Origin of the sequence: Azomonas macrocytogenes, from assembly GCF_014191985.1 — a bacterium.
In the GTDB taxonomy this organism is placed as follows: domain Bacteria; phylum Pseudomonadota; class Gammaproteobacteria; order Pseudomonadales; family Pseudomonadaceae; genus Azomonas; species Azomonas macrocytogenes.
The window spans coordinates 1-17281 of sequence record NZ_JACHXI010000013.1 but is presented as its reverse complement, the minus strand read 5'-3'; the positions used below and the strand labels follow the sequence as shown (position 1 = coordinate 17281).

General features: G+C 55.8%; 17 protein-coding genes. 4 read left to right on the top strand and 13 right to left on the bottom strand.

Annotated elements, in window-relative coordinates:
- Positions 1–197: 197 nt before the first annotated feature.
- The 3 genes from FHR87_RS12475 (at position 198) to FHR87_RS12465 (ending at position 3007) form a co-directional block, all read left to right on the top strand.
- Positions 198–1118 (top strand): aldo/keto reductase, encoded by a 921-nt coding sequence (locus FHR87_RS12475; RefSeq protein WP_183167058.1) that lies wholly within the window; start codon positions 198–200, stop codon positions 1116–1118.
- Positions 1119–1169: 51 nt separating this feature from the next.
- Entirely contained in the window at positions 1170–2504 is a 1335-nt protein-coding gene (locus tag FHR87_RS12470) for an NTP/NDP exchange transporter (RefSeq protein ID WP_183167057.1), read from the top strand.
- Between the two features lie 167 nt (positions 2505–2671).
- Positions 2672–3007 carry a TrfB-related DNA-binding protein gene (locus FHR87_RS12465; protein WP_183167056.1) on the top strand — a complete coding sequence of 112 codons (336 nt, stop codon included), beginning with the start codon at positions 2672–2674 and terminating at the stop codon, positions 3005–3007.
- 232 nt (positions 3008–3239) lie between these two features.
- Here the strand turns inward: FHR87_RS12465 and FHR87_RS12460 are convergent, their stop codons facing one another.
- The 8 genes from FHR87_RS12460 to otsB form a co-directional block, all read right to left on the bottom strand.
- Positions 3240–3377, bottom strand: coding sequence for a hypothetical protein (locus tag FHR87_RS12460; protein WP_183167055.1), 138 nt, complete (start codon positions 3375–3377; stop codon positions 3240–3242).
- Positions 3378–3431: 54 nt separating this feature from the next.
- Positions 3432–4238 carry an ATP-binding protein gene (locus FHR87_RS12455; RefSeq protein WP_183167054.1) on the bottom strand — a complete coding sequence of 269 codons (807 nt, stop codon included), beginning with the start codon at positions 4236–4238 and terminating at the stop codon, positions 3432–3434.
- Positions 4229–5464 carry an NAD(P)/FAD-dependent oxidoreductase gene (locus FHR87_RS12450; protein ID WP_183167053.1) on the bottom strand — a complete coding sequence of 412 codons (1236 nt, stop codon included), beginning with the start codon at positions 5462–5464 and terminating at the stop codon, positions 4229–4231. The genes FHR87_RS12455 and FHR87_RS12450 overlap by 10 nt, the downstream gene beginning before the upstream one ends.
- Positions 5461–7362, bottom strand: coding sequence for an anaerobic carbon-monoxide dehydrogenase catalytic subunit (gene cooS, locus FHR87_RS12445; RefSeq protein WP_183167052.1), 1902 nt, complete (start codon positions 7360–7362; stop codon positions 5461–5463). Before cooS ends, FHR87_RS12450 begins: the two co-directional genes overlap by 4 nt.
- A 1-nt stretch (position 7363) precedes the next feature.
- Entirely contained in the window at positions 7364–7924 is a 561-nt protein-coding gene (locus tag FHR87_RS12440; protein WP_183167051.1) for a 4Fe-4S dicluster domain-containing protein, read from the bottom strand.
- A 768-nt stretch (positions 7925–8692) separates the two neighbouring features.
- Positions 8693–9226, bottom strand: a complete 534-nt coding sequence (ssb, locus tag FHR87_RS12435) for a single-stranded DNA-binding protein (protein WP_183167050.1) — start codon at positions 9224–9226, stop codon at positions 8693–8695.
- 136 nt (positions 9227–9362) lie between these two features.
- On the bottom strand, positions 9363–10790 hold the full coding sequence (gene otsA / locus FHR87_RS12430) for an alpha,alpha-trehalose-phosphate synthase (UDP-forming) (RefSeq protein ID WP_183167049.1): 1428 nt from the start codon (positions 10788–10790) through the stop codon (positions 9363–9365).
- A gap of 10 nt (positions 10791–10800) precedes the next feature.
- Positions 10801–11577, bottom strand: a complete 777-nt coding sequence (gene otsB / locus FHR87_RS12425; RefSeq protein ID WP_183167139.1) for a trehalose-phosphatase — start codon at positions 11575–11577, stop codon at positions 10801–10803.
- Between the two features lie 146 nt (positions 11578–11723).
- On the opposite strand from otsB, the gene FHR87_RS12420 reads away from it, so the two are divergent.
- Positions 11724–12218, top strand: coding sequence for a hypothetical protein (locus tag FHR87_RS12420; protein ID WP_183167048.1), 495 nt, complete (start codon positions 11724–11726; stop codon positions 12216–12218).
- Between the two features lie 95 nt (positions 12219–12313).
- Here the strand turns inward: FHR87_RS12420 and rimI are convergent, their stop codons facing one another.
- From rimI to FHR87_RS12395, 5 genes are read right to left on the bottom strand one after another with little or no spacing between them, the layout of a single operon-like run.
- The gene (gene rimI, locus FHR87_RS12415; protein ID WP_183167047.1) at positions 12314–12766 is read right to left on the bottom strand and encodes a ribosomal protein S18-alanine N-acetyltransferase; all 453 of its coding nucleotides are present in this window, start codon (positions 12764–12766) and stop codon (positions 12314–12316) included.
- Positions 12763–13518 (bottom strand): energy transducer TonB, encoded by a 756-nt coding sequence (locus tag FHR87_RS12410; protein ID WP_183167046.1) that lies wholly within the window; start codon positions 13516–13518, stop codon positions 12763–12765. The genes rimI and FHR87_RS12410 overlap by 4 nt, the downstream gene beginning before the upstream one ends.
- A gap of 13 nt (positions 13519–13531) precedes the next feature.
- Entirely contained in the window at positions 13532–15838 is a 2307-nt protein-coding gene (locus FHR87_RS12405; protein ID WP_183167045.1) for a PqiB family protein, read from the bottom strand.
- Complete coding sequence (locus tag FHR87_RS12400) at positions 15831–16448, bottom strand: paraquat-inducible protein A (protein WP_183167044.1); 618 nt, start codon at positions 16446–16448, stop codon at positions 15831–15833. The genes FHR87_RS12405 and FHR87_RS12400 overlap by 8 nt, the downstream gene beginning before the upstream one ends.
- Positions 16448–17092, bottom strand: a complete 645-nt coding sequence (locus tag FHR87_RS12395) for a paraquat-inducible protein A (RefSeq protein ID WP_183167043.1) — start codon at positions 17090–17092, stop codon at positions 16448–16450. Before FHR87_RS12395 ends, FHR87_RS12400 begins: the two co-directional genes overlap by 1 nt.
- Positions 17093–17281 lie beyond the last annotated feature (189 nt).

Genomic DNA, 17281 nt, shown 5'->3' with positions numbered 1-17281 from the left:
CGGATAATCATTCCCGTTACGCAGAAAATCGACAGGCGAAAACTGTCCATGATGAATTTTCAACGGTTATTGCAAGTCGCTTTATAAATGTTTTCTACGTCGACGAAAAAAATGGAGACTGCCGCACTACTTCTTCGAAGCATCTGTCTGGATGCAGTGCTTGATCGAAGACCCTGTTCGCCACCAGAGGAAGACCCATGCAGACACGCCGACAATTCATCAAAAGCTCGACCACGCTCGCGGCCATGGCAACCCTGGCCCCATGGCTGCCAGCGTCAGTTCTGGCTGCCGAAGGGCTGATCAAGCGCAAGATTCCGTCCAGCGGCGAAGAATTGCCGGTGATCGGCCTGGGCACGTCACGCACGTTCGATGTCGCTGCCGCAGACAATACGGCAATGGCGCCTCTGGAAGCGGTATTGCAGACCTTCGTCGAGGGTGGCGCCACCCTGATCGATACCGCGCCGAGCTATGGCCGCGCCGAACAGATCACGGGTGAACTGATCCATCGGCTTGGAGCCCGGGACAAACTGTTTCTGGCGACCAAGGTTTCTTCGGTCGGCCGCGATGCCGGGCGCAAGCAGATCCAGGCCAGTTTCAAAGCCCTGCAGACCGAGCGTATCGACCTGATCCAAGTGCACAACCTGCTCGATACCCGGACCCAGTTGGCTCTGCTGCGCGAAATGAAGGAGATGGGCAAGGTACGCTACATCGGCATCACCCACTACGTGGAGTCCTCCCATGACGATTTGCTGGAAGTGCTGCAAAAGGAAAAGGTCGACTTCGTCCAATTCAATTACTCGGTCGGCGCACGCAATGCCGAGAACCGCTTGCTGCCCTACTGCGCCGACCATGGCATCGCCACATTGGTCAACCGGGCCTACATGCAGGGCAATCTGCTGACCAACGTCAAGGACAAGCCGCTGCCACCCTTGGCCAAAGAACTTCAGGCAACCTCCTGGGCTCAATTACTGCTCAAATTCGTGATCGCCAATCCGGCAGTGACCACGGTAATTCCGGCCACCGCCAATCCGCGCTATATGGCCGATAACCTGCTCGCCGGACGTGGTCCGCTACCGGATGCCGAACAGCGTGAGCAGATCGTCAAGCTGTTCAGTTGATCCAGAGAGAGCGGCGACCACGCATGTCATGCCTTGCCAAGAGGAGTTCGCATGTCTTCGACCCAGCAACCATTGCCCAGGCGCCTGGCTAACCTGATCAATGCCGAACCTGGCGAGCTGCTGGCAACATGGTCCGGTTTTGCGCTGTTCTTCTGCCTGTTCGCTGGCTATTTCATGCTGCGGCCGATTCGCGAATCCATGGGCATCATGGGGGGCGTGGAAAACCTGCAATGGCTGTTTACTGCCACCTTCGTGGTGATGCTGCTGGCCGTGCCGCTGTTCGCCTGGCTCAACTCCAGCGTACCGCGAACCTATTTCATCGATTGGGTGTATGGCTTTTTCTGTCTCAACCTGCTGCTGTTCGCCAGCTTTTTCGGCAACTTTGGCGAAAGCGTCTGGCTGGCCCGGGTGTTCTACGTCTGGATTTCGGTCTACAACCTGTTCGTCGTCTCGGTGGCCTGGAGCCTCATGGCCGATGTATTCGATGCACCGCAGGCCAAGCGCCTGTTCGCCTTCATCGCTGCCGGCGCCAGTGTCGGCGGCTTGACCGGGCCGGCCTTGAGCACTCTATTGGTGGAAGCAGTCGGGCAATCCGGCCTGATGGTGATCTCCGCCGTCCTACTGGCGGTGGCGATTGCGATCAAGCATTACCTGATGCACTGGCGCGATATCCAGGGGGCCGGTCGCCCTGGCGCTGCGCATTCCGAAAATCCGCGTAGCCCGGTCCCGGGCAATCCGTTCAGTGGCCTGACCCGCGTGCTGCGTTCGCCTTATCTGATCGGCGTCGGGGTTTTCGTGATCCTGCTGGCGACAGTCAGCACTTTCCTCTATTTCGAGCAGGCACGTCTGGTGTCGGAGCTGTTTCCAGACCGTAACCAGCAGGTTCGCGTGTTTGGCCTGATCGATTTCGTGGTGCAGGCCGGCGCGCTGCTCTCACAGATATTCATTACCGGCCGCATTGCCCAGCGTCTGGGGGTACACGTATTACTGGCCTGCGTACCTGCGTTGATGTGCCTGGGTTTCCTGGCCCTCGCGCTGCTCCCGACCTTCAGTGTACTGGCGGCGCTCATGATCGTCCGGCGTATCGGCGAATACGCCTTTGTGCGTCCAGGCCGGGAAATGCTGTTCGCTCCCCTGGATGCGGAAACCAAATACAAGGCGAAGAATTTCATCGATACGGTGATCTACCGCGCTGGCGATGCCATCAGCGGCTGGGCCAAGAACCTGCTGGACATGCTGGGCCAGGGGGCCTGGCTGGCGGCACTGGTCGGTGCCGCCTGTGCCGCTGTCTGGGGGCTGCTGGGCTGGTATCTGGGCAGCCGTACCGATCAAGCTCCGCTTGCAACAGAAGCTGGCGAGCCCAAAGAAGCCGCTCGCGCCAGTTAATCACCCCTTGTCCGCAGCGGGTATTGCCATGCCACATCAGGCGTCATGACCGGCATTCGACTATTGACGAACAGCACGGAACGCCCTCGATTTGTAGGCTGTCAGCTGTAATCGAAGCATTTCAGCATTTCGGTTCACAGACACTCGATATTCTGGAGACGATTCACATGCACCCTGAATATACCGTCGAACAGTGGGAACAACTCTCACCCGCCTTGCGAAGCTTGCCCATCGGTACCGTCGAAGCGGCGTATGCCATTCTGGTCGAAGGTCGCCGGCCGCTCGAACTGGTTGACGATTTCGGACCATCCTTGCAAGCCGTCCAGGCAGCGGCAAAGCAGGTACGCGAAATCTTCAATGAAAATCGAAGCGAGGGGCAAAGCCTGGTGCCGGTCATGGTATGGCTGCCGCCGGAGCTGGCAGAGCAGATCAAATCGATGGCCGAGCCCTATGAAGCCCTGCTTCTGGGAAAACAACAGGCAGCAGCGGCAATCCACGGCTGAGATATCCGCAAAAATCGCCCTGATCAATAGTGTGACCGGGGCTTTGGCGAGACATTTTTGCCAGGGCAGTCAATACCGATGATCCGCCCCATGGCTGGCATAAAGTAGAAAAGAGCAAACTCATTTGTTCCAGTATAGAAACCACAACAATACGAGTTTGCGCCTTTCCATCGACTCGCCTCAGGCGAGGAAAGACATCAACGCCGCGCCCCTGGGATAGATAACTACCCCGTCACTTGGCTTTATCAACTTCATCGTGGGGATGCAGATGAGGGTGATGAGCAGCCTCATGCAACACATAGGAATGGCGATGCACCGTCCCGTCCACGCGCACGTACTCATAGTCACGTTCGGGGTCTGGTCGCTTCACGGTATTGGCGGCAGAGGATGTAGCGCTGCAATTACAGTTCTCGCACATGGTCGTTTACTCCTTTACAAGCTCGCGTGTTTCGGCCAACCGCTCGATGGCCCCGGCAATGGAGGCGACCTCCCGGGCCAGTTCGGCTGACAGGTCATACAAAGGCTCACCGGAACGGTCGGCCGTCACGGCTGCCGGTGACAGCTCCAGGCATCCCGCCAGCGGGATATTTCCAGAGGCGTCCTGAAAGAAGGCCCGATCTTCGGGGCCGGCCAGCTTGTTGCCGACCAGCATGAGCTTGTCGATGCCGATATCACGGGCCAGGACCTGTACTTGCCGGACGGTGCGCATGCTGCGATTGGTTGGCTCGGCGACCGCCAGCATGACATCCACAGCTTCAGCCGTCCCCCGTCCAAGATGCTCGACGCCAGCATAGAGGTCGAGCAGAACCACCTCGTCGCGGTCCAGCAGGACATGCCGGACCAGTTGCTTCAGCAAGGTACTGGCCGGACAGATACAGCCCGACCCGCCTTTTTGCACGGCCCCCAACAGCAATAAGCGGATATTTCCCAGACTGGCGGAGAAGCGATCGGGAATGTCGGCAACCTTGGGATTCAGCTTGAACATCCCGCCGCCACCGGAGCGCGGATCGCTTCCGGTACGTTCGGCGATCAGATCCGTCATTTCAGAGATCGGCGAGAGGTCGTACAGCGCGGAATCGGCGAAGCCCAGGGCCGGCCCGAGGCAAGGCGACGGATCGGCATCGATAGCCAGGACCCGGCGGCCTTGCCTGGCGTAATGGTGGGCGAGCAAGCCGGTCAGCGTCGTCTTGCCGACGCCGCCCTTGCCGCTGATGGCGATTTTCAGGCCCATTTGACTGCCCTCGATGGTTGCATAAAGTGAGCATAACTAAAGCCGGGATGAGCCAGTGCCTCACCGAATCGCTCGGCAGCGATGCCTTTTTTCATCATTTCATGCAGCACGCCGGTGCCATTGATTTCACCAATCAACTGGCCACCGATCACTCGTCCCTCTTGCAACAGAACCTTGCGTACCGCGCCGTTACCATCTTGCCAGCGCAAGCAGTCTTCAGCCGTCTGCGTCCCGAACGAAGCGATTGGCGTATCGAAGACTCGTACCACATTGACCGCTTCCAGCCCCGGGTGACGTGTGGCGATCCCTAGCATGTTCCACGCCGCAATTCGGCCAGTGGATACCGCATTCGGCCAGATGGGCAAGACCCGGTATTTTTCCGGCACGTCGGGGCGCTCGATGATATCGCCAGCAGCGAAAACACCATCGACATTGGTTTGCATGTGGTCATTGACCAGAATGCCCCGATTGCTGGCGATGCCGCTGCCTTCAAGGATTGAAAGATCCGCCCTGACGCCAGCGGCGCAGATGACCAGTTCGCAAGGAATTTCACAGCCACCCGCCATGACGGCCCGCACACCGTTTTCATTTTCGAGAATCCGTTCAGCACCGCAACCGGTATGAACCTGCACACCGTGCGCAGTGAGGCGTTGCTGGACGATGGCCGCCATTTCACGGTCCAGCATGGCTGGCAGAACCTGCGCCTGAGCTTCCAGCAATGTAACGTCAAGCCCTTGCCGGATCAGCGCCTGAACAGCTTCCAGCCCAATGAAACCGGAACCGATCACCACCGCGCGCCGAGCGGTCTTGATGCGCTCCAGAATGCCTTCGGCATCATCCAGGGTTTTCAGTTCGAAAACGCCTTTGGCGGTGGCAAGGCCGGGAATCGGTGGAACGAATGCCTTGGAGCCAGAAGCAATCAGTAACTGGTCATATGCGACGGCTTCATTTCCTGCCAGCCATACCTGTCGGGTTTGTGGCTCTATGCGTATGACCGGACGACCGTAGCGAATATCGATCCCGCTGCGGCTGTAGAAAGCCGGATCACGCAGAAAGAGATGATCCTTCGGTACGCTACCTTCCACATATTCGGCGAGAGGACAGGGTGAATAAAATGGCACGCTCTCCCTGGAGAGCATGACGATCTCGCAGCTCCTGTCCTGCCCGCGAATAGTCTCGGCAGCGGCTATTGCCGCCGGGCCGTTGCCAATGATGACAATCTTCATATGCCGAGCGCCGCACGCTTTTCGCCGATATGCGCCACCATCCAGTCTGCTGCGGCCTTGGGCTGCAGCTCGACCCGGACCACCGCGCCGAGCAGATCCTGCAAATCCTCGGTGAGCAGCTTGGTGACCATTGGCCCGCCCAGCACTTTTGGCGCCGGCGCGATGTGACAGGAAACCCCCATTGCCAGGAACGAACCGCCGATGGAAACCGCTTTTTCCTGCACTAACTCAGGTGCCGACCCCACGGCGGGAAGCTGGCCGACCTTGACGCCCAGTCGCTCGGCCAGCACGACCATCAGATCGACGATACGCGAGTTATCGACACAAGCCCCCATGTGCCACACCGGTGGCAGCGGGCCGCCGAGTCCGGCTGCCTCGCCCAGAATCTCAAGCACGCTTCTGAGGCCCTCGCCGCAATAGCGGTAGGTCGCCTCACTGGTCATCAGCCCATCCTGAGCGCAGATATGCGCAGTGCAACCGGTAGTCAGCACCAGAACGTTCTGCCGCAAGAGATGCTTGACCATCTCCTCGGTCATGGCGTTGTCGCGGAATTTGATGCTGGAACAGCCGACCACCCCGACGAAGCCGAAGATATTGCCATTGGCCACCTGATCGAGCACCGGCTTCAGCGGGTCTTCGGCATCCAGCCGGGACAACAAATCGATGATGGCTTCGACTGACAGGCCAGCGACCGCAGTACTTTTGAGCTGGGGAATATCTACCGGTTTGCCACGCCGGCGGCGGAAGGCTTCGATGGCGGTCTGGACGATCTCACGAGCGCTTTCGTCGGCATGGTGTGGCTCGAATGGAATATGCCGGGCATCGGGAATCCGGACCATGGCATCGGTAGTGATGAACGCCGTATCAAAGCACTTGGCCACCTGCGCCAGTTGCGGCCAGATACACTGGATATCCACCACCATGGCATCGACAGCGCCGGTGGCGAGAATCAGCTCGGTTTGCGAGTTGTGCGCCGCCAATTTGACGCCGTGGCGCATGCTCAATTCATTGCCGGTGCAGCACACGCCGACCACATTGATTCCGTCGGAACCGGCGGCCAGCGCCTCGCCTTCCAGCTTTTCGGCCCATTCGAGAATCTTTTCCGATAGCACCGGGTTATGCCCATGGGCCGCAATATTGACGCTGTTTTCCTCCAGTACGCCAACGGCCGCTTCGGTCACCGCGATTTCCGGCACGCCGAACAGGATGTCCTGCAGATCGACGCACAGGGCCAGGCCGGTCCAACCGTCGATCAGGCTCATTTTCAGCACCCGCATCATCAGCGATAACGGATCGGCGTCGTTACCCATGGAAGAGGCATGCATCGCCGTTTCGATTTCGTTATGCGGATTGGAATACATCAGCCCCAACTTGCTCCAGAGTGCCTGCTCGGCCACTGGAGCGCGTTTGCTGAGCCAATTGTTGGGCTGTTCATCGTCCTGGCGGCCAAAATCTTCCAGAGCGATATTCACCAGATCGCGGCAGATGTCATTCACCTCCCGGCCTTCGGTTGGAACATCGAAGGTTTTGGCCAGCGACATTACCTTGGACACCCCCTTGATCTGATAAGGCGCCTTGCCTTTCAGGGTGTCACGCAGCGTCAACAGCACATGGCGAGCATGGCCGACATGCGAGGCGGTGCCGCCTACGGTATCGCGCAACAGGTTACGGGCTACCATGGCGTCGGGAGTCAGACCACACACGCCGGTTTTCGGGCCATTGCCGAACGGATCGATACGGCACGGCCCCATATAGCAAATTCGGCAACAGGTCCCCAACTCCCCAAACCCACACTGCGGACTCATGACTTCCAGGCGGTCGCGAGCGGTGGCCAGTCCTTTATCGGCGGAAACCTGAAGAAGAGCCGTTTCGATAACAGGCAGGATAGTAGCGTCCATATCAGTTGGCCCCTTTCAAGGATCGTAGGATGTCCATGCCGTTGAGCTTGGTCGTCGATTCACCGCAAACAGCAGCATGAGCCGTTGCTTGCCGACGCTGCGCCGCGAATTCTTCTGGCGTCAGGAACAAGAGCGCGCCAGTCGGACAGGCCGATACGCACGCAGGTGCCTCGCCCTTGGCCGTACGCTCAGGGCAACGGTCGCATTTCAAGGCTTTTTTGTTGACCGGATCGGCAGTCACCCCGCCAAACGGACAGACGACGACGCACATCCAGCAACCGATGCAACGATCGTGATCGGAAAAGACCGCGTCGGTATTGCCATCGCGCTGCATCGCGCCAGTCGGGCAGGCAGTGATGCAGGAGGCATCGCTGCAATGCTGGCAGCGGGATGGATAGCTGTAGGCGCCGACGCCTTCCACGGTGATCCGTCGCTGTGGAAGCGGCGTCTCCAGAATGGCTCCCGCCAGGGTTTTCGAGCAGGAATGTTCGACCGCGCAGGCGATTTCGCAGGATTTGCAGGCGACACAATTCTCGACCACGGTGAAGATGGTTTTAGACACAGTCTTCTCCATTCATACTTGACTCACCTTTGCCCACCCGGTTTCGCGGTAACAACGAAAGCTCGGCGCAACATCTTTACGCATCGGCAGCTTTCTCGCAGATGCGGCTCATCACGTCTTCTCAAGCGTGTGTCCGGATCATCACTCGTACGCCACTGGCAGCAAGGGCAGGCAGGGCCGTTTCATATAAGTTTCCAGAATGCAGGTCGATACCTTCTCATAGAGAGGGGACTCTCCTTTCCAAGGTGGGTTGAAAGGAACCATATCGAAGCCAGCCAGCCTCTGTCTGTCAGTTGGCCGACACTCACATGCAGATCAAGATAAATAGCACTGATGCTCAGGAGTGCGCTGCATCGCGTTGATTGTTTCGAAGTGCGGCACTGGCCGCTATCAGGCGAGAGTCTCTCACCACCGGTCTACCAGGATGAAGGAAAAACCGTGAGCTGAACGGGATAAGCAAGTCAAGTAACTTATTCCCGACCTGGCTATGAGCTTGCGGCTTGGACACACACGATTCGACTATCGGCCATAGCGGCACTACCGCACCGAAACGCGCACTTGCACGCAGCCGACTTTAAATAGGAAAGGCATTTCAGCATAGCCACGCCAGCGCTCAGCCTGGGCAGCGCTGGCTCCTGACAGGTTGGCTGCATTCCCCGGGAAAATGCGATGAACCCAAAAGAAGCTTGGCTATTCCAAATGCACGACGAATAACGCCAGCCTGCGCCAAACGAAACTCCGCCGCGCGTAGCAAAACCTCAACAGGTGCTAAAACGGTATATCGTCATCAAAATTATCGTAGTCCGGAGCCGGCTGCTGCGCGGCCGGTGCGGGTGCTTGCTGGTGAGGTACAGCGGCTTGCTGTCTAGGTGTGGCGGCAGCCTGCTGTTGCGGGTCTCGCTGCGGGCGCGGCTGAGCCGGAGGTGGTTGACGCATGCCAGCATCGTCGCCGTTATTACGGCTGCCCAAAAGCTGCATGCTACCGCCCAGATCCACGACGATTTCAGTAGTGTAGCGGTCCTGCCCACTCTGGTCCTGCCATTTGCGCGTCTGGAGCCGGCCCTCGACATAGACCTGCGAACCTTTACGCAGATACTCGCCGGCAATCTCGGCAACCTTGCCGAAAAACACTACACGATGCCATTCCGTACGCTCCTGCAACTGCCCGGTCTGTTTGTCTTTCCAGCTATCGGAGGTCGCCAGTGTGATGTTGGTTACCGCATTGCCGTTAGGCAGGTAGCGGGTTTCCGGATCACCGCCGACATTGCCGACCAGAATGACCTTGTTCACCCCTCTAGCCATGGGTAACTCCTTTAATTGATTCGTTCGGGATGGCCTGGAATTCTACCTCAGGCCAGCCGCCGGCCAAGAAAAAATTCCTGATGCAGCGAGAATCATCACAGTGATGGTCGCTCCTGCAGCCTCATCGATCCGTCATTCAGGAAACGAACACAGCCTCATTCACCGACTTGCCTTTTTCAGCTTCAACCGCTTGATGAATCGTGAAAGATTGCAGATCACGCAGGAAATCGTCTCGCCAGGTATCAAGATCTGCCGCGCGAATCGCTTGCATCATATGTTCGTAGCGGTCCTTGCGCTCGGCCAGCGGCATGCGCAGGGCCCGATCCAGCGCCTCGGCCATGCCGATACAATCGTAGGGATTGACGATCAGGGCCGAGCTCAATTCCTGCGCCGCCCCGGCAAAACGCGACAGAATGAGGACGCCTGGATCATCCGGATTCTGCGCGGCGACGTATTCCTTGGCGACCAGGTTCATGCCATCGCGCAGTGGTGTGACGAAGCCAACTTCAGCCCGGCTGAACAACCCCATCAATACCCGACGATCATGGCTCTTGTTGAGATAGTGCAATGGAGTCCAGTCCAGATCGGACAAACGGCCATTGATATGGCCGGCCTCGCTTTCCAGTTGCCGGCGGATGGTCTGATAGGTTTTCACATCCGAACGCGAAGTTGGTGCAATCTGAATGAACTCGACCTTGCGGCGATGTTCGGGAAAATTCTCCAGAAAAGCAGCATAAGCACGGAATCGCTCAACCAGACCCTTGGAGTAATCCAGTCGATCGACGCTAACAATGGTCTTGCGGCGACGGCCATCGCTGTTATATCCGACCAGATGACGACGCTCCCGATAGGAGTTTGCCAACTGGCGGACATTGTCCGGTACGACGCCAATGGGATAGACCCCTGTATGAAAATTACGCCCGTAGGCTGTGAGGCTGCCATCCCGCTCGATTACACCGCGAACTTCACGAGTGATGTAGTCCTGGAAAGCCAGGCGGTCACACTCGGTCTGAAAGCCGACCAGGTCGTAATAGCAAAGCGTCTTGAGCAATTCGTTGTGCGGCGGGATAACCGTGATAATTCCCGGCGCAGGGAAAGGGATGTGTAGAAAGAAGCCGATCCGATTGCGAATACCGCTCATGCGGCAGGCTTCGGCAAAAGGAATGAGATGATAGTCATGAATCCAGATGGTGTCGTCAGGCCGCAGCAGCGGTTTGAGTTTTTCCACCATCATGGCGTTGACACGACGATAACCTTCGTATTCCTCTCGGTTATAACGAGCCAGATCGACGCGATAGTGAAAGATCGGCCACAGTGTCGCGTTGGAAAACCCTCGGTAATACTGGTCGTAATCAGTCTTGTTCAGCGCCATTGTGACGTAATCGACATTGCCGACCGTCTCGGTACGCATCTGGGGGTTCTTGTTGACCTCTCCATTCCAGCCGAACCAAATACCTCCTGACTGGCGCAAGGCATCGTAAACACCGACAGCCAGGCCACCTGCCGCAATTTTGCCCTCTTTGATCGGGGCGACTCGGTTCGAAACTACCACTAGACGGCTCATGGCGATCCCCTTATTTCTTATAGGAAAAAGAAAGCGGCCTCTCATCGAGAAGCACAAGCAATCCGGTCAGCCATTTGGATACATCGGCCACCGAATCCAGTCGCTGACAAGCTTCGGTTTCTCCCGAACCGATTTTTATCGAAAGTCCACCACACTGGTTCACTACCTTGAAACCAGCCTCGTCGGTAAGATCGTCGCCAAGGAAGACCGGCTGCCGCCCAAGAAACGGCAGCTCCTGCATGAAAGCCTTGATTGCCTCGCCTTTACTGGCACCCCGGGGCTTCAATTCGTATACACACTTACCCGGCTGCAGCATCAGATGATCGGCATGGCGATTGACGAAATCTTCCGCCAGCGCTCGCAATGGCTCCTGCAAATCGGGCGCCTGCCGGTAGTGCAAGGCAAATGCCATACCTTTGTTTTCCAGATAGGCACCCGGATAGTTCCGACATGCCGCAATCAAGGCTTCCTGGATTTCCTGGAAAACCTGCGGATCGATGGCCAAGCGTGAAATCTGTCCGTCACCGTGGCGACGTTCTGCGCCATGTACCCCGGCAGCGGGTAGTTGCAAGGGCGCAAGCAAGCGGTCGATATCCTGCAATTGCCGTCCGGATACCACCGCAACGGGTATGCCTTCAGCCTGGAAGCGAGCCAAGGCCAGAAGCGTAGCGGAGGGGATGAAAACCTGTTCCGGTCGAGGCTGAAGTTCAGCCAGCGTTCCGTCCAGATCGAAGAAGAAACTACAGCGCTGCAGGTCCAGCGCATCTTTAGCGTCATGGTCTGTCATGCTCATCAGACTCATGCTCGCCCCTTTAGGTTCTCAACATTGCAATATTCCTACGCTTGTCTTACCACAAATAAATACTCGAATCATTCCGTCAGAACCGGGTCCACCATAGGGAGAAATCGAATCCCTGAAGCAGGAGAAGCCCTATGAACAAGGCCAAGCGCAAGTCACGCACTCCAGCAGAAATCGATAATATCGAAGACCGGATGGGCTCTGTCACACCGCTGAATTTCGACCAGGAAACAGACGAACGGCAGGAAAATGTCGGCGATGTGCATTCGAAAAACGAGCTGGATGATGATTTTCCGCCTGAACGTGTCCAGGAAGCAGGCAGGACATCCGGAGAAATGCCTGACGGCCATACCACCATGGATGATCTGACCCCAGAAACGCTTATCCAGGAGGATGGCGCACGCTCCCCGACCGAGCGAGGTCATGGCGGGCCTATGGATAAGGATCTGAGCATAACCTCGGCAGACCGCATCGGCGCCGGGGGCGGGCTGGATGAAGCAGAGCAGGCACAAGTGGACCCTCTTGACGGCAAGCCATGGCACACAAAGGGTGAGGATCCCTTATCGGATGAAGAGCTCGAAGGCGATGCTCCGCTGGATTCAGGCCGCTATAAAAAGCCTCGCCGGTAAACTTTTGGCAAACGAGATATCCAGTTGTCGGACTGGGCGGCTTCGCTGGCTGTTTTCATGGCGAACCAGCCCAACCGGCACGATTGAACCGCAAATTAATCGACCAGGGTACAGGCCATAACCAACGCATCTTCACGGCCGTCGGTAGCGGGATAGTAACCACGCCGACGACCGATTTCGTTGAATCCGTAACGCTCATATAGCCGGTAGGCAGAAGTATTGCCGGCACGTACTTCAAGAAAGCACTCCGTGGCCTGTCTCGCTTTTGCCCGAACCATCAGGTGCTCCAGCAAATGCAACCCCAGTCCCCTGCCCTGGTTTTGCGGCTTCACGGTTATATTGAGCAAATGCGCTTCGCCGGCAATCACCTGAATCACGCCATGGCCAACCTGCTGGGAACCTTCGAACATCAACCAGCATTCGTAGTTGTTCAGGCCATCCAGAAAAATACCGCGAGTCCAGGGATGGCTGAAAGCGGCATATTCGATTTTCAATACCGCATCCAGATCAGCTTCGATCATGGGACGAAAATGGATGGCTTCGCTCATGCTTCGCCCGTCCAGATCGGTATGTTGCGACACAAAGCTCGCCATAATTCGGCCTTGAGCACCGGCTTTTCCATCAATTCCTCCAAACCAGGAATAGCCAGGGCCATTCCGAGCAAATCCGTCTGGATTTCAATGCTGTTGCCGACTTCTATACTCACTCCACCAGCAAAGCGCCAGGCAGGTCGACCTACCAGCCACAAACAGGAGTAACCCATATTATCTCGCTCGGAAAGTATCACTCCCTGGACGTAATCGCGCGCATCTTCTGCCCCCTGGCCAAAATCGCCCCCTTGCCATAGCGGCCAGCGGATGGGCTCACCATCACCAATCAGTTGCGGTTTGTCCGGTAATCGAGCAGCACGCAGCAGATCCTTGAGCAAAAGATAGGCTGGATCACGATTCTGAAAAGATCCACCAGTAGGTAGTGTCACGGCCAGTAGGCAACTGCCGGCGCGCAGCAACTGTAAAGTGAAATGCGGCGTGGGCTCCACCGACTTCTGATCGATTCGCTTGACAGGTACCGGCACTGGGGACGCAGGTTTCCGAGCCAGCGGCCCAGGAGCCTCTTTTCGAACCATCTCGGTGACCAGACTCTTTGCGACGACGATCTGGCTCTTGCTTTCAGGAAGGGGCTCAGGCTCGGCAATTGCCCCCGGACGCAAGGGGGCAGCAAAAGGCAACTGCAGCCGGGAAACCCAGCTATCAACCTGCATGGCATTCAGATAAGCGCGCCGCCGTGCATCACTCATCATAAAAGAGGCCTGACTACTTTTTTTTGTCCAGGGCAATTTTCGGTGCCCACTCCAACCACTCGTCCTGTGGTGACTTGAAAAGAACGAAGGTTTGTCCGGGAAGTGCTGAACGTCCCATTTTTTCGCCAGCAGGAGTGGCAAAGGCAATTCCACCCTGCAGCAACGTTTCAAGGGATTCACTACGGATACGAGCACCTTTGAGCAAATCGAAATCCATGTCGAGACCGCTGCTTTCCCAAAAGCGGCTACCGGTATGAACCAGAGGCGAAAAGCGAGGCTCGATACGCACCTTGATCAAGACTCGATCAGCATTGGGACCCAACTCGTAATCGACCACACGCCCTACCACTATTTCCCGGTAAGTAACCGGATTACCTGGCTTTATCGAGCCAAGACGAGGAGCGCTGAGAACCAAAGATAATCCTTCGTCTGCCAGAGGAGCTTGCGGGCCTTCCAGACCAACGAAGCGCGTTTGTTTGGCCGCGCTCCCCTTTGCAGGCTGAACCTCGATATAAGGGCCAAATACCAGCGTATCCAGATTGGCTGTCTTCAACAGACCAAGCTCAGGCCTGATAACACGAAATATTGACCCTGCGCGAACTATCTGCTCTTGTGCCTCGGTAATCAGAGCCTTGAGGCGAACCGACTGCAAGTCCTCACTCAAGTCAACCGAGTCGATACGCCCGACTTCCAGTCCTCGATAGCGAATGGGCACTCCCGGATGCAAACCGTCGGCACGCTGGAGGCTGATCTCAATAGGTACTCCCTGCTTCAGGGCCCCATCACGATCCTTATACAACTGGAAGCGCTGGATCTTGCCAGTGACAGCAGCATTCCGGTCTGGTGTCTCGAAAGAGATACCGCCAAGCAAGATGCTTTGCAGAGACTCACTGCGCATCTGTATACCGGCAATGCTGGCATTTAACGCAATTCCGCTGGTATTCCAGAAACGACTGGAACTATTGACCAGTCCGACATAGGAAGGCTCGATATGGACACCGATAATGACACTCTTCTGATCACGCGAGAATTGATAGCTTTGTACGGAGCCAACTTTCACCTGCTTATAAAGAATCGGACTGCCTATATCGACTGATCCCAACGTATCGGCAAAAAGCACTAAATGCAGGCCAGGAGAACTGATATCCAGAGGAGGAGCTTTTGCCCTCGCCTGGAAAGAGCGTTTCGGTGCGGCGTCCTTTTCCCCAGGTCGAATGGATATGTAGTTACCTTTGACCAAGGCTTCCAGTCCCGTAATCCCCGCGAGAGAAATGGACGGTTTGACCAACCAGAACTCCGTACCCTCGACCAAATATGGCTCGATCAATGGGTCAAGGGAAAGCTCTGCTTCAGCACTTGCAAATCCCGACTCGACACTCAAATGCTTTAACACACCCACTCGCATGCCCTTGTACATTACTGGCGTATGCTCAGCCTCCAAGCCTTCATAATCCTCAAAAGTAACTTGCGCGCGAATACCGATCTGGGCGGCCTCGAAATTTTCATATAGACGAAAAGGCTGTAAAGGATCAACGGCCTCTTCATTTCCAGTGGTATTCGACGGGCTGGAAAAAGCAATTCCACCAGCAACAATGCTGGCAAGGCTTTCCGTATGGAGTTTCACGCCGGTCAGATTCGCTTCGACATTCACACCGCTAGCATTCCAGAAACGTGTATTTTTACGAACCAGCGACGTGTACTCCGGCTTGATAAAAACTTTTATCTCGACAGTACTTTGATCAGCAGCCAGTTGATAATTCTTCACTTGGCCAACCTCTATCTGACGATAGAACACTGGGCTTCCTCGGCTAATAGAGCCCAAAGTGTCAGCTTCGAGAGTCAAATGCAGCCCAAAACGGCTGTCAGGCATCGGTGGTTCTTCGGCCAATGCATAAAAACGCCGAGCCTTTTCTCCTTCGCCAATACTGACACCGATGTAATTTCCAGAAACCAACGTTTCCAGGCCACTTATCCCGGCCAGGGTAATGCTCGGCCTCACTAGCCAGAAACGCGTTCGCTCACGCAAATGGTCTTGGAATTCTTTTTTCATTTCCAACGTGACAACGACAACCTGGCGCGAGCCATCCTCCGTCAGACGAAGATTCTGCACTGTGCCAACCGACATACCTTTGTAGACAACCGCAGTTTTGCCGACTTCGATACCCTCTCCGCTTTCGAAGACGACATCCACTTCGATACCGCGTTGGTTATAAGCCTGCCAGGCCAGCCATGCGCCAATAGCTAGAGCCAGAAAAGGCAATATCCAGATCACGGACAAATTGGAAACCGGACGGACGCTCGCCTTCGGCAAATCACTCATGCTCTACTCCCGTATTGTCCCAAATAAGGCGAGGGTCAAAACTGAGGGCGGCAAGCATTGTCAGTACAACCACGCTAGCAAAAGCCAATGCCCCAAAACCTGCCTCGACATTGGCCAGACTTCCAAAATTGACGATTGCTACCAATACGGCAATGACAAAAATATCCAGCATCGACCAGCGACCGATCCATTCAATAAACCGAAACATGAAAACCCGTTGCCGAGCCGATAATTGCACATGCCGCTGCACTGAGAACAGTAGCAGGGCAATTCCGGCAAGCTTCAGAGTAGGGACGAGAATACTGGCAAGAAATACAACGATGGCGATGCCAAACATACCTTGTTTGGACAACATCACGATACCTGACAGGATGGTATCCGGACTGTGTTGCCCCAGGTTTCGAACTGTCATGATTGGCAACAGGTTCGCCGGAAAATACATGACCGTAGCCGCGATCAATAAGGCCCAAGTTCTTGCAAGACTGTTAGGGCGCCGAACAAAAACACGAGCGCCACAACGCTTACAGAACTGCTTGCGCTGTCCAGGTTGGATACGATCCAGCTTGTGGCATTCCGGGCATAACAGCAACCCTGCGTTGATGGCCCGCATTACGAAGATTCCGACAATGCCTGCCAGATTTGCTCTGGTGACATTATCAATTCCAGCAGGATCTGCACGACAAGCAAACCGATAAAACAGATCAGCCCGCTGCCAACCCCCAAATCAGCCATTCCAGCAAGCTTGACGATCGAAACGAGAATACCAAGCAAATAAACCTCCAGCATCCCCCACTCCTTCAAATGGTGATAGCTCCGATACCACCATAAGCCATAGCCTTTAAAATAACCGGTAAAAATCGTCAGAAGGACTGCAAGCTGACACAGCAACTTGAGAAGAGGAACAGCCATACTGCATAGAAAGACAATAAGCGCCAAGCCAGCCATATCACTACGATAAAGACTCAGCACTCCACTCCATACCGTTTCATGACTGACTCGTCCAAGAAGATTCAAGTGCATGATTGGTAGAAAATTTGCAGGGACATAAAATAATAGTGCAGCAATAACAAGTGCCAGACTGCGCCCAACAACTTGATGATGCAGAGCATAAAGCTCATATCCGCAGCAAGGGCAGATGACTTTTTCGCCAACACTGATCGTAGGCTTCTCCATAAGCAAATCGCATTCTGGACATCCTATCAACTGGTCAAGCGACAACCCACCTGTCTTCGCTGAATCAGCAAGCTCTGCCATATCAGATCAATCGCTAATTTAAACGAAGCATATTAGATCAATCAGTAGCACATAGGAAAAGTGATTAGGCGGAGTTGTCGAGCGGCTGTTGTTCTGGAATCCAGACGAACGAACCCCCTGGCACGTGCGTACCAGGGGGTCGGGATAGGTGCTTGACGATGACCTACTCTCACATGGGGAAACCCCACA

Excerpts from the sequence above, each read along its gene's own strand:
- FHR87_RS12455 (WP_183167054.1), bottom strand. The coding sequence starts at position 4,238 with ATGGGCCTGAAAATCGCCATCAGCGGCAAGGGCGGCGTCGGCAAGACG.
- FHR87_RS12420 (WP_183167048.1), top strand. The coding sequence starts at position 11,724 with ATGAACAAGGCCAAGCGCAAGTCACGCACTCCAGCAGAAATCGATAAT.
- FHR87_RS12395 (WP_183167043.1), bottom strand. The coding sequence starts at position 17,092 with ATGGCAGAGCTTGCTGATTCAGCGAAGACAGGTGGGTTGTCGCTTGAC.
- FHR87_RS12405 (WP_183167045.1), bottom strand. The coding sequence starts at position 15,838 with ATGAGTGATTTGCCGAAGGCGAGCGTCCGTCCGGTTTCCAATTTGTCC.
- otsB (WP_183167139.1), bottom strand. The coding sequence starts at position 11,577 with ATGACAGACCATGACGCTAAAGATGCGCTGGACCTGCAGCGCTGTAGT.
- FHR87_RS12400 (WP_183167044.1), bottom strand. The coding sequence starts at position 16,448 with ATGCGGGCCATCAACGCAGGGTTGCTGTTATGCCCGGAATGCCACAAG.
- FHR87_RS12450 (WP_183167053.1), bottom strand. The coding sequence starts at position 5,464 with ATGAAGATTGTCATCATTGGCAACGGCCCGGCGGCAATAGCCGCTGCC.
- FHR87_RS12475 (WP_183167058.1), top strand. The coding sequence starts at position 198 with ATGCAGACACGCCGACAATTCATCAAAAGCTCGACCACGCTCGCGGCC.
- FHR87_RS12470 (WP_183167057.1), top strand. The coding sequence starts at position 1,170 with ATGTCTTCGACCCAGCAACCATTGCCCAGGCGCCTGGCTAACCTGATC.
- rimI (WP_183167047.1), bottom strand. The coding sequence starts at position 12,766 with ATGAGCGAAGCCATCCATTTTCGTCCCATGATCGAAGCTGATCTGGAT.
- FHR87_RS12410 (WP_183167046.1), bottom strand. The coding sequence starts at position 13,518 with ATGATGAGTGATGCACGGCGGCGCGCTTATCTGAATGCCATGCAGGTT.
- cooS (WP_183167052.1), bottom strand. The coding sequence starts at position 7,362 with ATGGACGCTACTATCCTGCCTGTTATCGAAACGGCTCTTCTTCAGGTT.
- ssb (WP_183167050.1), bottom strand. The coding sequence starts at position 9,226 with ATGGCTAGAGGGGTGAACAAGGTCATTCTGGTCGGCAATGTCGGCGGT.
- FHR87_RS12465 (WP_183167056.1), top strand. The coding sequence starts at position 2,672 with ATGCACCCTGAATATACCGTCGAACAGTGGGAACAACTCTCACCCGCC.
- otsA (WP_183167049.1), bottom strand. The coding sequence starts at position 10,790 with ATGAGCCGTCTAGTGGTAGTTTCGAACCGAGTCGCCCCGATCAAAGAG.